This is a genomic window from Mesobacillus subterraneus, from assembly GCF_000934845.1.
In the GTDB taxonomy this organism is placed as follows: domain Bacteria; phylum Bacillota; class Bacilli; order Bacillales; family Cytobacillaceae; genus Mesobacillus; species Mesobacillus stamsii.
The window spans coordinates 41,178-53,418 of sequence record NZ_JXIQ01000025.1 but is presented as its reverse complement, the minus strand read 5'-3'; the positions used below and the strand labels follow the sequence as shown (position 1 = coordinate 53,418).

General features: G+C 37.4%; 20 protein-coding genes and 2 pseudogenes. 15 read left to right on the top strand and 7 right to left on the bottom strand.

The annotated features are described in order from the left end of the window. The 10 genes and pseudogenes from UB32_RS20260 to UB32_RS04670 form a co-directional block, all read left to right on the top strand. A pseudogene (locus tag UB32_RS20260) lies at positions 1–227 on the top strand (IS1634 family transposase); the annotation flags it as partial. Positions 228–276: 49 nt separating this feature from the next. Further along, complete coding sequence (locus UB32_RS19310) at positions 277–537, top strand: hypothetical protein (RefSeq protein WP_241768420.1); 261 nt, start codon at positions 277–279, stop codon at positions 535–537. Next, positions 500–775 carry a hypothetical protein gene (locus UB32_RS19770; RefSeq protein ID WP_044391630.1) on the top strand — a complete coding sequence of 92 codons (276 nt, stop codon included), beginning with the start codon at positions 500–502 and terminating at the stop codon, positions 773–775. The genes UB32_RS19310 and UB32_RS19770 overlap by 38 nt, the downstream gene beginning before the upstream one ends. Positions 776–797: 22 nt before the next feature. Further along, positions 798–1,223 carry a hypothetical protein gene (locus tag UB32_RS04690; protein WP_241768419.1) on the top strand — a complete coding sequence of 142 codons (426 nt, stop codon included), beginning with the start codon at positions 798–800 and terminating at the stop codon, positions 1,221–1,223. A gap of 441 nt (positions 1,224–1,664) precedes the next feature. Continuing rightward, a complete protein-coding gene (locus tag UB32_RS19990; protein WP_157841613.1) occupies positions 1,665–1,841 on the top strand; it encodes a hypothetical protein in 177 nt (58 codons plus the stop codon). Further along, positions 1,832–2,368, top strand: a complete 537-nt coding sequence (locus tag UB32_RS04685) for a hypothetical protein (RefSeq protein WP_052806952.1) — start codon at positions 1,832–1,834, stop codon at positions 2,366–2,368. Before UB32_RS19990 ends, UB32_RS04685 begins: the two co-directional genes overlap by 10 nt. 649 nt (positions 2,369–3,017) lie before the next feature. After that, on the top strand, positions 3,018–3,626 hold the full coding sequence (locus tag UB32_RS04680) for a hypothetical protein (protein ID WP_044391629.1): 609 nt from the start codon (positions 3,018–3,020) through the stop codon (positions 3,624–3,626). A gap of 36 nt (positions 3,627–3,662) precedes the next feature. Next, positions 3,663–3,836: a hypothetical protein gene (locus UB32_RS19985; protein ID WP_157841612.1), complete on the top strand. Its 174-nt coding sequence runs from the start codon at positions 3,663–3,665 to the stop codon at positions 3,834–3,836. Between the two features lie 309 nt (positions 3,837–4,145). Then, on the top strand, positions 4,146–4,877 hold the full coding sequence (locus UB32_RS04675) for a plasmid pRiA4b ORF-3 family protein (protein ID WP_044391628.1): 732 nt from the start codon (positions 4,146–4,148) through the stop codon (positions 4,875–4,877). A gap of 1 nt (position 4,878) precedes the next feature. Further along, entirely contained in the window at positions 4,879–5,193 is a 315-nt protein-coding gene (locus UB32_RS04670; RefSeq protein WP_044391626.1) for a hypothetical protein, read from the top strand. Between the two features lie 186 nt (positions 5,194–5,379). Here UB32_RS04670 and UB32_RS19980 read toward each other — a convergent pair whose 3' ends face one another. The 3 genes from UB32_RS19980 to UB32_RS04660 all read right to left on the bottom strand — a co-directional run bounded on the left by UB32_RS19980 (position 5,380) and on the right by UB32_RS04660 (position 6,950). Beyond that, positions 5,380–5,556 (bottom strand): hypothetical protein, encoded by a 177-nt coding sequence (locus UB32_RS19980; RefSeq protein WP_157841611.1) that lies wholly within the window; start codon positions 5,554–5,556, stop codon positions 5,380–5,382. Between the two features lie 776 nt (positions 5,557–6,332). Next, positions 6,333–6,716, bottom strand: a complete 384-nt coding sequence (locus UB32_RS04665; protein ID WP_044391625.1) for a hypothetical protein — start codon at positions 6,714–6,716, stop codon at positions 6,333–6,335. 3 nt (positions 6,717–6,719) lie between these two features. Further along, the gene (locus UB32_RS04660; RefSeq protein WP_044391623.1) at positions 6,720–6,950 is read right to left on the bottom strand and encodes a hypothetical protein; all 231 of its coding nucleotides are present in this window, start codon (positions 6,948–6,950) and stop codon (positions 6,720–6,722) included. A gap of 245 nt (positions 6,951–7,195) precedes the next feature. On the opposite strand from UB32_RS04660, the gene UB32_RS04655 reads away from it, so the two are divergent. Next, a complete protein-coding gene (locus tag UB32_RS04655; protein WP_044391622.1) occupies positions 7,196–7,414 on the top strand; it encodes a hypothetical protein in 219 nt (72 codons plus the stop codon). A 204-nt stretch (positions 7,415–7,618) separates the two neighbouring features. Here UB32_RS04655 and UB32_RS04650 read toward each other — a convergent pair whose 3' ends face one another. The 3 genes from UB32_RS04650 to UB32_RS04640 are packed head-to-tail and all read right to left on the bottom strand — an operon-like array spanning position 7,619 to position 9,538. Further along, positions 7,619–8,326 carry a hypothetical protein gene (locus UB32_RS04650; protein ID WP_044391620.1) on the bottom strand — a complete coding sequence of 236 codons (708 nt, stop codon included), beginning with the start codon at positions 8,324–8,326 and terminating at the stop codon, positions 7,619–7,621. After that, the gene (locus UB32_RS04645) at positions 8,323–9,195 is read right to left on the bottom strand and encodes an ImmA/IrrE family metallo-endopeptidase (RefSeq protein ID WP_044391618.1); all 873 of its coding nucleotides are present in this window, start codon (positions 9,193–9,195) and stop codon (positions 8,323–8,325) included. The genes UB32_RS04650 and UB32_RS04645 overlap by 4 nt, the downstream gene beginning before the upstream one ends. Beyond that, a complete protein-coding gene (locus UB32_RS04640) occupies positions 9,188–9,538 on the bottom strand; it encodes a helix-turn-helix transcriptional regulator (RefSeq protein ID WP_044391616.1) in 351 nt (116 codons plus the stop codon). Before UB32_RS04640 ends, UB32_RS04645 begins: the two co-directional genes overlap by 8 nt. Positions 9,539–9,815: 277 nt before the next feature. Here UB32_RS04640 and UB32_RS20395 point away from each other — a divergent pair. The 4 genes and pseudogenes from UB32_RS20395 to UB32_RS04615 all read left to right on the top strand — a co-directional run. Then, positions 9,816–10,100 (top strand): annotated as a pseudogene (locus UB32_RS20395) (transposase); the annotation flags it as partial. Between the two features lie 369 nt (positions 10,101–10,469). Beyond that, entirely contained in the window at positions 10,470–10,829 is a 360-nt protein-coding gene (locus UB32_RS04625; protein ID WP_044391612.1) for a cupin domain-containing protein, read from the top strand. Between the two features lie 420 nt (positions 10,830–11,249). Continuing rightward, a complete protein-coding gene (locus UB32_RS04620) occupies positions 11,250–11,645 on the top strand; it encodes a nucleotidyltransferase substrate binding protein (protein ID WP_044391610.1) in 396 nt (131 codons plus the stop codon). Position 11,646: 1 nt separating this feature from the next. Further along, positions 11,647–11,940: a nucleotidyltransferase domain-containing protein gene (locus UB32_RS04615; RefSeq protein ID WP_044391608.1), complete on the top strand. Its 294-nt coding sequence runs from the start codon at positions 11,647–11,649 to the stop codon at positions 11,938–11,940. Between the two features lie 49 nt (positions 11,941–11,989). Here the strand turns inward: UB32_RS04615 and UB32_RS19300 are convergent, their stop codons facing one another. Further along, positions 11,990–12,133 carry a hypothetical protein gene (locus tag UB32_RS19300; protein ID WP_198528158.1) on the bottom strand — a complete coding sequence of 48 codons (144 nt, stop codon included), beginning with the start codon at positions 12,131–12,133 and terminating at the stop codon, positions 11,990–11,992. Between the last annotated feature and the right edge of the window lie 108 nt (positions 12,134–12,241).

The window sequence follows — 12,241 nt, the reverse complement described above, 5'->3', positions numbered from 1 at the left end:
TTGAACACCAACTACGAGAAACCGGGGATCATCGAGGCTGGTCTACCATCAAAGAACAGCTCTCCACTCACCAAAGATCTACCATAATACTAACCGATGAAGAGGAACAAATTCATCACATAAGAGTTTCCGGGAATCCGGAAACCACCCATAATGAAGTTTATAAAAAACTAGGAGTGAAAGATCCGTTGAGAAGGGATCACAGAATTGTCGGAAAAAGGTTGTAGCGACCAAGATTGCTTAGAAATCCCGTCGCGGCGGGATTTCTAAGCAATTTTGGCGAAACTTGGGCTAGCTACCAAAGGTGACTCGATTACCTTTAGTAGTCCAACCATAGAAGGAACCGTCTTTAGACGAAACAAGCTAGATGCTGAAAGTAAACATCCATGGAAGGCAGAGGTGACTGAAGGAGATACTGGCGTTGCGACTTTAACCATTACGGATTGGTTCAGCACAGTTTATGAACCTAATTTTACACCAGTCGAACCGGTGATCACCATTGAAAATCAGCCCTTTAACAGATGTAATGGCAGGTAGTATTTCCGGCAGCTTGTCTGTGGTAGCAAGTATCAACACGAGCAATCCAATAACTTACCAATGGTATGAAAACACCATCGATAGTGCAAGCGGAGGAACAGTTATCAATGGAGAATCGTCTGCAAGCTTTGATATCCAGACTGACATTATTGCTGGAACCTACTATTATTACTGTGTATTGAGCTCAACTGGTGCCACTGACGTCACAACCACTGTGGCTACGGTAAATGTATCGTAAAAATAGGAAGGATGGATGAAAAGTGGGAAATGAAAAAATAGAGGGTACACCTTTGGAGATAGATACTGCTGCGAATGAAAGAAGTGCTGTCATTGAAATAGGTGGCGAGGAATACAGGTTAATTTTGACTACGAAGGCAACGAAGGAAATTGCTAAGCGCTATGGTGGTCTTGAGAATCTTGGAAATAAACTGATGAACACGAAGGATTTTGAACTTGCTTTAGATGAGATCGTATGGTTGATTACGCTGTTGTCTAACCAATCGATTCTGATTCATAATCTGAGAAATAAGGATGCGAAGAAAGAGCTGCTGTCAGAAGAAGAGATTGAACTATTGACCACACCTTTTGAATTGGCAGAGTACAAAAACGCCATTATGGCCAGCATGAAGAAAGGAACTAAACGGCATATTGAGAGTGAGCCCTCAAAAAACGAGGAAGTCGGGTAAGCGATGACGAGCTGTTTATCCGACTACTTTATTATGGCACGGTTCATCTACATCGTCAGGAAGAGGAAGCATGGCTTTTGCCGCTTGGGTATTTGATGGATTTATGGGAATGCTACAAACAATTTACTGGAATGGCCAAACCCATGGAGGATCTATCGATTGATGATGTGATTCCGGTGGGGATATAGTACGAGGCACTCTGAAAGTTAACAATAAAATTACCAACACTACATTTTAAATGGATACCTTGTTAATGTAACTATTTGAACCGAATACAGTAAAATTTCCTTTTTAAATATATGACGAATTGTCTAAGTTTTCATGACACATCTACTGTGGAATTATTTATAATAAGGTGGTATAATTTTATCAAGGAATGCATATACTAACTACTACTTTTCAAATTGGGGTGATAGTATGTGCGATAAGGAGGATGTTGAAATGGCTACGGAAACAATTTTTCAACGATTTACTCTAGATGAAGAAGCATCTAAAAAAATTATATCGTCTCCACGCACTAAAATTAGACATGCAAATGTATTTAATGATATAAAGCTTAATAAATCAGAAAGAATTGCTAATGCAGCAAGAATATTAAATTCTAGAAAATGCAAATAGTTAGTTTATCAAGCTTAATTGAGGCAACTCAAGAAGAGGCTGATATTTATCTATACTTATCATTTTTCCGAAGCATAAAGAACAAAGATGTGGAAACATTTCTACACTTTAATGCAATTCCAAATGAAAAAAGAGCTTTAACTCGTACTAGTCTAGTGGTGGATGATGAAAATAATGATGAAATAATTGGTTATTTTACTCTTTTAGCAAAACCTTTTGAAATTACAGACGAAGTTTCAAATGAATCAAGAAGGAAATTAGCCGGAAATAAAAGTGCTAAAGTATTTAATTCGATTTTAATAGCCCAGCTAGGAAGATCCGATAGTTATAAGGGTGAAATTAGCGGGGATGTTATCTTAGGTTTTGCATTAGAGAACTGTGAACTTATATACGATTTATTAGGTTTACGAATAGTGTGTGTAGAATATGATGATAATCCATATTTAAATGATTTTTATTTGAAAAATGAATTTAAAATTCTTCAAATTAATAATAACCAAAAAATATTAGCCTATCTAAGATTTTAATAGATACCATTAGATAACAGAGCTTGGAACATTCCAGGTTCTTTTTTAATTATTTTATCAATAGCATTAGACTTATATGTGTAATTAGTGTTTTGAGACCGAACCCGTTAAAATACAGGGTTCTTTTTTGTGCGGGGGAGGGACACAGGGACAGGTTCCCTGTCCCACCATTTTTTTACAATTGGTATGTTGTGGTGGTCGCATTCAAGGGGCATAAAGAAGGGTGCCTGTCACTTCCCGAAATTTGTCGAGATTTGTAGAATAGAAAACTCGAAAAGTATGTTTCGAATCTGAGATTTTTTGGAAAAGCTCTGAGGAATTGGCGCAGAGTATTTTTTGTGTCTAGGGTGGCGCAATCCACTGTCATTTTCGGGATTTTGTTGAAGATTGTAGAGTAGTAGGGTATAAGAATATGGTAGAATAAAAGGTGCAGCTGAATATAAACAGCGAAGAAGCGGTTTTATTTATGTTGAGAACCACCCCTATGCTTGCGACGGCGCGGGGTGGTTTTCTTGTGTTTTAGATCTAGAATGCTTTTCCGAAAGAAATAGGCGCTTATTTCACGCACTACTTCCTTCAGAACTTCACGCAAGAATTCAAGAAATGTTTCCATGATTATCACTGTGCAATGTGTCTTGGCGGATTTTTTGTGATCGGGTTATTCAGAGGGACACAGGGACAAGGAACCTGTCCCTGTGTCCCCAATAAAGAATATGCCCAAATCTTGACACCTGCAAATCTCTTTGATAAACCCTTAGTAAAAATAAGGGAAGACACATACTTTATGATATCATCTCATTTTTGCGGCTATTCTTTTTGTAGAGTTATACATCAAATACTTAAAGACGCTAAAGTTTCAAATCTGGATAGAAACTTGGGAGACTCCATTGAAGATCATGTAAAAGATAGCTTAAATGCTAAGAACATTCCATATAAAATTGGGCACTATTCAATAACTAATCCGGAAGAAAAAGGACAATGTGATGTTGTGTTAGAAACAGGAAAGGGAAAAGTATTTTTGGAAATTAAAAAACGGTCACTTCCAGATGAATTTCAATTAGGTGATGACGTGGAAGTTTTACGCAGTCTAGGTGACGGAATGTTAAATGCACAAAAACAAATACTCCGTCATAGAGTTTACTTACAAAAGAATAACTTCATGAAGTTATATCAGGAAGAGAAAGAAAGTTCTCCATACACGACGTTAGAATGGAAAGGACGCAGGATAGTTTCGATTAGTATGTGCCTTCCAGAATAGGGATTTCTAACAAACAAAACGATTAGTGCTCAATTATTGGAAAGTTTAATCTTTGCTACATATCATGCAACAGATCCAACAAAAGAAAAGAGTTTAGATAAATTAAATAAGCTAAGAGATAAAATTGCTCAATTAGCAGATGAACTTAGACCTGAAGATAAAAAAGATGCTCGTACAATCTTTTTTGACACTTTATTTCGTAGTTTGTAGCAATTTATGTATGTATTAGAAATTTCATCTAATGTGAAAGAACTACTAGAGTATTTAACTAGGGAAATTTACTTAACTGATGGGAGTTTGGATTTTTATTCTTCACTGTACTCTAATATAAAGAGGACTAAAAGAAGTTCATAGGTAGAGAATATGGTAAATGAATATCAAGTGCTAGTAGAGAAATAAAAGAAGTTGTTAAATAAAGACGAGAAAACAATTATTCAGAGTGGGTGGGAAAATAGGTCAAAGCATATGCTCGCTGCGAGTGGTGCTCATTCTCAAAGCTTAAATGGAGGTGCTCAGTAAATGAAATCATATATAATCAAAATAGAACTAGAAGAATCAAGTCCATTGATTTGGAGAAGAGTTATAATGCCAGCAGGGGCTACATATAGAAGGCTTCATGATATTATCCAAAATGTGAGCAACTTTCAGAGTGGTTATCCTGGAGGTGGTTATCATCTGTATGAGTTTGATCTACCGGAAGAGAATAGAATCGTCACAGATAATGAAGAAGCATACATGGAACACCAGCACTACATAAAGAATAAAAAGTATTATGAAGATCGGCTGAAATCAATGCCTGCCAATATGCTTCAGTTTGAACAGAACCACCAGGAGCGATTAAAGATTGAGGTCAGAAAGCCTACTGGACTGAAGATTGATGATTACCTGGAAAAGTATAAAGAAATCCGATACAACTATGACTTTGGGGATGACTGGCGGTTTACCATTAAACTTGAAGAAATCGTTGATGATTATTACTTCGGATACCCAACTCTACTTGATGGAGCTGAGACAGCACCGCCAGAAGATGTCGGCGGGATTCATGGGTTTTATGAATTTCTAGAAGCCTACAGGGATCCAAAGCATCCAGAGCATGGTGACATGAAGGCTTGGGTTGAGGATTGGAATTTCAGAGAGTACAATCCTGAATGGATTAATGCCAGACTCAAAGGTCTTGATTACAAGAAAACCGAGTGGGACAAGATTAATCATGAGAACTACAAAGTGATCGAGGATAAGTATAGGAAGTGAAATGAAAGAGGATGGCCAATTGAAGTATTCAGAAATAGAAGTAAAGAAAATGCTGAAAGCAGTAGACTTGAGTCTCGAAGAACAGATCAAGTTTAACATCTTGAACTTCATCAGGACAATTCATCTTAATAAACTGGACTTCATTGAATCATCCTTCGGGTCCGAGTTATTTGGTGAGCTACCCATGACCTTTCAGAAGAATCCAGGTCAGGTGATGGGGCTGATCACTGCCACCATCAATGGTGAAGTGCAGAAGTACGTTTTCAATGATAAAGGTTATGAGCCTTTAGAGGATTTGCTGGAGTTAGGAAAATAAAAATATTCAAGTGTAAAGGGACACAGGGACAGGTACCTTGTCCCACCATTTTTTTACAACTGGTATGGTGGTTACATGCATGGGGCATGGAGTCGTGGGGTGTGGGTGTCGGGTGGTGTGAGTGTGAGAATGAATAAACAAAAATCCGCCTGGATAATGTATCTTGGCGGATTTTTTGTGATCGGGTTATTCTAAGTCTTTTGTGCTGTAGGATTTATTTTCATTTATTGTTGCGAATTGATTTTTCTTTAAAGGGATTTGGCTGGGTTCCACTTCTCTAGCGAAGATGGAGGCGACGTTCATTGTGTGGATGGAGCCTTTGCTTGTGGAAAGATTGCCGTCTGCATAGCGCTCGATTTGCATGAGCAGATGCTCCATTGATTTAGTTTTGACATATAGTTCCTGAGTGAAGTCTTGAGAGTGTGATACATAATAGAAGAAGCAGTTGATTTCGTGTCAAACTGCTTTTGTTTTCTTGTAATGCTAGATTTAACAAATTCTAATAAAAAAAACCCTTGAACTTCTCAAAGGGCTAGAGTCAAACTTATTAAGTAGGCTATTTTTGTAATCTTGGCTTATAAAATGCTAAAACAAGTCCAAGAATAACACAGACCATCCGCCAAAACCAGTAGTTATTAATGAAAATTGTTCCGAAAAGAATATCTTAACAATTCCCAGAAAAATTATAAATATCAGCCCAATAGCATTTATAATTCGTGTTTTCGTCATTAGTTTCATTCCTAACTTATTTCGACTTTAAAATCTTGATAATATGAAGGTCCGCAGGGACAGCTTCCTTGTCCCACCATTTTTTACAACTGGTATGGGGTGTACAAGATTCATCTACAGGATTTCGCTTCTTTACTGTTTACGGCCCAATGTGAGGGACACAGGAACAGGTTTCGTCCCACCATTTTTTTACAGCAATTTTAAGTACGGTAGTTACTACATACATGAGGCAGGAAGACAGGGAGTGTAACCGTCAAGTGAAAATTGAACAGTTTTTCAAGAATTAAGAGTCATCACTTGGACTTTGATGTGGGAGATCGTGCCATTGTTTTCCGTTATTGTTGGAAAAATATGCTGCCAATTGGTGGTAATAACAGGATCTTTGAAAAGTGGAATCGGCAGATATGCCTTCATAACCTCAACGAAAGCTCACGTAAGGTTTGATGAGGAGGGAACTGAAAGTAATAGAAGAAGATGGGGAGGATCATCATGCTAGTTGAATTTTGATGTGGGTGGCGAATTAAAAATATTTCAATTTGACTTGTTGTTATTCTGTAAAAGACTTTGTAAGGATCTGATTTTCCAATAAAAACTAGAACCATTCGTAGGTCTACCGGCATTTTTTGAATGAGAATGTGCCGGCCAGGAATATGTATTGTGAAATCCTGGTTTGCGAAATACTGGTGAATGGTGTCTTTTAAGTACGGTGCAATTGGAGGCAATTCAATACTACCTCTCCAACGATCTAATTCTAATAATGAAGTAATTGCTGATTTTCTCCATAATATTTTCATGTTTTAACTCTTTAACATTTTATTTATTTCTTCATCTGATAGAATTGGGTTATCTTGATCTATAGCAGCTCTTAATTGCATTTCTTCTTCCGGATCAGTAACTTCATAACAAACATCGTCACCAATAGCCTCTACTTCCATCAATAAAAATTTTCTTTTCCCAACTTGGATGTAAGAATGACCAGATTCAATTGCTTTTTTTATGTCATCATGTTCAATTCTTATAGGCTCCATTAACATCCCCTACTTTCATTTATTTAGCCTTATTATACATTATTCACTCTAAGAATTACAGGAAGGGACGGAGGGACAGGTACCTTGTCCCACCATTTTTTTACAAATAGTATAGTATGATCGTTTTCAATTTGAAGTGGAAGCTTCAGCAGCAAGGACAGACTTAACCAAGCGAGAACAAACCAAGATCGAAGAAATAGAAATAATGATGGAGCAACTCAATCAAGAATTATATGAAGCGGTAGATGAAGAGCTTAATCAAGCTGGACAAGATACAAAGCGGGTCGTACTTAACGAATGAGATTGTGAAGTTGAAAAATCAGCTTTATGCGTTTGAGGAGCGACAGGAAAAGGCTGCAAAGTATCTTACTGAACTGGAGTGGCTAAGTAATGAATTAAAGGACATGCCAGAGTTTGATCCACTGAAGCACCTCATCGCCTTCAGAGCTGATATTTTTGAATGACTTGTAGAAGGTGGAACCATTTACCGCGATATAGTCGGATTGTTTATAAACTTAGCACGGGTATTGAATGGGAGTGTTATCTAGAAGACAAACTCTCGTACAAATTGAAGGTGAAACGGCCGAGAAGGAAGAAGAAAAAATAGCGGAAAACTAGCAACCCACCGAGTTAGCATCTAGGTTTCGGGTGGTTTCTTGGTGGGTTCGTTAATCTTCATTCAAAATAGAGGGATATAGGATATCCATTCCCTCAACAAATTGTCCCCATTCTGGATTATTCTTTTTTTCATAAGGTGTTAGATAATATTGATATTTGTAAAGTATTCTCAAAGATTGTCTATCACCGAAATCCATTTTGTATAAATAATAAATAAGTTCATACATTTTGATAGCTTGTACATTATCTAGTCCCGTAGTCCACTCTTCAGCCTTTTCAACCAATTGAATAGCATTCGAATCATTAGCAGCAAAGTACAGTAATTCTTTTACCGCAATGAAAGCTAGGGACTTCACTTCACCACAATCCTCTTTATTATCTAGTAGTGGCTCATACTTGGTTAATGGAAAGATTTTCTCTTCAATGGAATCTCTTAACACTTTTTCTTCAGGAGTTAAAGCCTCATCTTGATGAACAACTAGGCGACGTGGAGTACTATTAATTTGACTATCAATATAAGACTGAACGGACGGTATAACCAACTCATCATAGACGGCCTCGTGTATCGCTAAGTTAGGGAATGCCACAAAGATTGGGTCTAGCCACACTTCTTTAAATTTAGGGAAACCAAAACAATATTTTGCGTGTTTACTTCTATCTGGAGAAATAAGAAAATTAGCATCCATTGTTATAATTTGATCAGGATGCTTAAAGATACTTTTTAAACCAGGGTTAGAGGAAGTTACGTTAACTTTCATTGTCTCTCTTTAAAGAAGGCTTCAAATTCATCCATATCTTCATCCAAAATTGTAAACTCATATCCGAAGTCATCAGGGTTTTTATGAAACAAGTTTAATGTCTCAGTGAATTTATCTTCATCTATAATATTATCTTCAAAGTTACGAATAATGACCTCGATGTCTTTTGGAGAAATACCGGTTGTTGAAGTAGTAGTGTTAAGCTTAGAAAAGATATCTTTGTTAATGGCTTGGCCTAATCGACCATATTCACTATTAAGATTACGTTCGTCAGCAGCATAAAGTTCAGTATACTGTTCCTCTGAAATTGCATTGATCTCCTTTAATCTCTTAACCAATGAACGATAGGGTAGCCACCATGTACATTGAAGCCTTGCAATGAAACGAAGTATGGTCTTGGTCTGCACTTTTTGAAGCGAAGATGTTTTGAATTCTATAAGAACGATGCTTTCCAGTATGCTTTCAGGTAACAAGAATTCCGCTGCAAATCGGTTGGCCTGTGCTTCAATTAAGTTGTGTTCTTCATCTTCTAACCGACTCAAGTGAGATCCAGTTTTCGTATAAAAATGATATAACTCATGAGCAAGAGCAAAAACCTGTTTATCAAAATAATCGGCAGTATTCAAACCAATAAAAACAAGTTCTTCGCCACCTTCTTCGGAATACATGAGTGCAGCCGAAAAAGCTGGATTCCCGTCCTCTGATTTGATTGGGTACTCCAGCAGTCTAATGTCTAAGTTTTCAATTATTGTAAAAATATCATTAGCAATTGGAGTTTCCCCTACAAAGCCCAAGGTTTGACGTTTATCCCTGGCTAGTTTACGAATATTTTCAATTTGTAGTTCGTTAAGTACAATCCTATTACTCATTTTCGAATTTTCTCCTTAACAGTATTTGCTGTCTAAGAGTGAGCATCATTTTGAACAACCGATCAACACCCTCTTTTTCTCCTTCACTTAACGCTTCACTTCGCAAAGCAATAAATGAGTTCGTTTCCTTTTTTTCAACAAACATATCCGTAATTTCGAAATCCAAAATCTTAGATAATGCTTCAAATTGAGTAATTGATGGGATGAAATTTTCCCGTTCTATGCGGCCAATCATGACTCGGTTGATGCCAGTAAGGTTGCTTAGTTCTTCTTGAGTTAACTCTTTTTGTTCTCGCTTTTCTTTTACTGTTTCAGCAAGTTTAGCGGTTGATAATTTTTTCATGTGAAGGCCTCCTTTCTTACATAGTATGACCTTTCTTAATTATATGATACTAAAAATAACAACATAACACAATTAAAGGATAAAAATGATAAAATAAATTCAGAAATGTAATTTAAAATAACATATTATTCAGGGACAGGGACACAGGGACAGGTTCCTTGTCCCACCATTTTTTTACAACTGGTATTGTGTGGTGGTTACATAGAAGGGGCATGGAGGTATGGTATAATGGACCCATGAAACTAGACACGAAATGAGGAGATGTTAAAGTAGTTTTATGACAAAAAGAAACCGATATACACCAGAATTTAAATCTCAAATCGTGCTGGAAATATTCAAGGAAGAAAAGTCATTGAGCGAACTTGCTTCCCACCATGGAATCCATGTGAATCAATTACGGCAATGGCGTAAGTCTGCGTTAGAACAACTGCCACAGCTGTTTACATAAGACAATAAAAAACAGGATCAACTCATCTCCAGCTATGAAGACCAGATTCAAAACCTATACGCCGAAGTCGGCAAACTGACCACGCAGCTGTCGTGGCTTAAAAAAAAATCTGTAAAGGGACATGGGGACGATTGACTGCTTTTCCGTACATCTATTACCTGAAGCAGTATAATGGTAGAGACTTAACAAACAAGTCAAAAGGTGAAATAATAGACATAGCTTCCTTACATACAATAGTATGAATTTTTATATCGATAAAAAACATATGCAAAGGTCGAGATTGGGAGAAAAGTCGAGGTCTTATACTTGGATTCGCGCAAGAATCTTTACAGATTTTCCGAATGGGAAAGCCCACTACGGTGCGATAGCACTCCCTTTAGGGGTGGGAGTCTCAACTACTAAAGTGAGTGCGAAAAAAATAAAGATTATAAACGAATCCAAAAAAAGGATTCAAAAAAAACTTGCAATAGGGGGATCCTACAAATGGATAAGGTAAATATCAACGAAAAGTTCTCTCTTTTTAGTGATTATTGGAGTCCTAAAATCGCTGGAGAAATTAACGATTTGCATGTAAAATTCGCGAAGCTGAAGGGGGAGTTCATCTGGCATAAGCATGAACATGAGGATGAGATGTTCCTTGTTGTAAAAGGAGAACTTTTGCTTAAATTTAGGGATAGAGATGTGCACCTTAATGAGGGGGAATTCATGATTGTTCCTAAAGGCGTAGAGCATCTTCCCATTGCAGAAGAGGAAGCACATGTTATCTTTTTTGAACCGAAATCAACCGTTAATACGGGTGACGAAGTCAATGATAGAACGGTTTCCGATCTTTCATTGATATAAAAGGGACATAGGGACAGGTTCCTTGTCCCACCATTTTTTTACAACTAGTATGGTGTGGTGGTTAGATTCATGGGGCATGGGGTTTGGGTGTTGGGGTAGGGTGAAAATGAATAAATAAAAATCCGCCTGGCAATGTGTCTGGGCGGATTTTTTGTGATCGGGTTATTCTAAGTCTTTTGTGCGGACACAGGGACAGGTACCTTGTCTCACCATTTTTTTACAACTGGTATGGTATGGTGGTTATATACAAGAGGCATGGAGGTATGGGGTGTGGGTGTCGGGTGGCTGGGTAGTGTGAGAATGTGCAACTTTAAAATCCGCAACTTTAGGCTGCCTTGACCCTCCGCATGTTAAGTATTGTTGCATAATTGTGGCGAATGTATAATGATTATATAGAAAAGCGTTAAAGGAGTTGATTGAGTGAGTAAGCGTAAATTGTTGCAAAGCGTAAATAATTTGGAACAAGCTATTACAAGACTGGAGGAAGCACTTGGGGAAGATCTATCGAACAGTTTATTGGTTGATGGTACAATTCAACGTTTTGAATTTACAATTGAACTATACTGGAAAACACTGAAACGAATATTGGCTTCAGAGGGAATTGAAACAATGACTCCAAAAGAAACGCTCAAAGAAGCGTATCAAATTGGCTGGCTAAACGATGAAACCGCTTGGCTTCAAATGCTAAAGGATAGAAACGAAACTTCGCATACATATGACGAAGAAGCTGCTCTTAGAATTTTGCAGAACATCAAAAAATATTTTCCAGAAATGAAAACCACATTAAAAATCTTAATTAAAAAAGCAGGCAATTAAAATGCTTGCATCTACCATTACATCTCAAATAACTTCAATAGCAGCAAGGTTTCCCGATATAAAAAAGGTTGTATTGTTTGGCTCGAGAGCTCATGGTGACCACAGCCCGCGTTCAGATATTGATTTAGCTATAATAGCACCAGATTTATCATCACGGGATTGGTTAACTTTTACAGAAACCCTGGAAGAAGAGTTAGAAACACTCTTGAAAATAGATGTAATAAACCTGTCAATGGCATCAAAAAAACTTAAGGATGAGGTAGATCAGTGCCATATTGTGTTATATCAGCTCTAAGAAGCGAGGGGACGTACCTTTCGCTTTTTTCAATTCTTGTCTTTTTACTTTATTGGCGAGGTGCAAATAACATTACTGAAACACCCACTAAACATATACCAGCACCTATCCAATCGTATAAATCAGGTGTTCTTTTTTCAATACCCCATCCCCACAATACAGAAAGAACAATAAATACTCCTCCAAGGGACATAGGGACAGGTCCCTCGTCCCACCATTTTTTTACAATTAGTGGGCCAAAGTGACGGTTTCAGTGTCCCATTCGGGAATCTAAATATTTGCTGCATGGTCGGGTTTTCTG

Coding starts and splice junctions, on each gene's coding strand:
- UB32_RS04675 (WP_044391628.1), top strand. CDS start 4,146: ATGAAATCATATATAATCAAAATAGAACTAGAAGAATCAAGTCCATTG.
- UB32_RS04665 (WP_044391625.1), bottom strand. CDS start 6,716: ATGAAAATATTATGGAGAAAATCAGCAATTACTTCATTATTAGAATTA.
- UB32_RS19980 (WP_157841611.1), bottom strand. CDS start 5,556: ATGCAAATCGAGCGCTATGCAGACGGCAATCTTTCCACAAGCAAAGGC.
- UB32_RS04660 (WP_044391623.1), bottom strand. CDS start 6,950: ATGGAGCCTATAAGAATTGAACATGATGACATAAAAAAAGCAATTGAA.
- UB32_RS04670 (WP_044391626.1), top strand. CDS start 4,879: ATGAAAGAGGATGGCCAATTGAAGTATTCAGAAATAGAAGTAAAGAAA.
- UB32_RS04650 (WP_044391620.1), bottom strand. CDS start 8,326: ATGAAAGTTAACGTAACTTCCTCTAACCCTGGTTTAAAAAGTATCTTT.
- UB32_RS04655 (WP_044391622.1), top strand. CDS start 7,196: ATGAAGAGCTTAATCAAGCTGGACAAGATACAAAGCGGGTCGTACTTA.
- UB32_RS04685 (WP_052806952.1), top strand. CDS start 1,832: ATGCAAATAGTTAGTTTATCAAGCTTAATTGAGGCAACTCAAGAAGAG.
- UB32_RS04640 (WP_044391616.1), bottom strand. CDS start 9,538: ATGAAAAAATTATCAACCGCTAAACTTGCTGAAACAGTAAAAGAAAAG.
- UB32_RS19990 (WP_157841613.1), top strand. CDS start 1,665: ATGGCTACGGAAACAATTTTTCAACGATTTACTCTAGATGAAGAAGCA.
- UB32_RS04625 (WP_044391612.1), top strand. CDS start 10,470: ATGGATAAGGTAAATATCAACGAAAAGTTCTCTCTTTTTAGTGATTAT.
- UB32_RS04615 (WP_044391608.1), top strand. CDS start 11,647: ATGCTTGCATCTACCATTACATCTCAAATAACTTCAATAGCAGCAAGG.
- UB32_RS04645 (WP_044391618.1), bottom strand. CDS start 9,195: ATGAGTAATAGGATTGTACTTAACGAACTACAAATTGAAAATATTCGT.
- UB32_RS19300 (WP_198528158.1), bottom strand. CDS start 12,133: ATGTCCCTTGGAGGAGTATTTATTGTTCTTTCTGTATTGTGGGGATGG.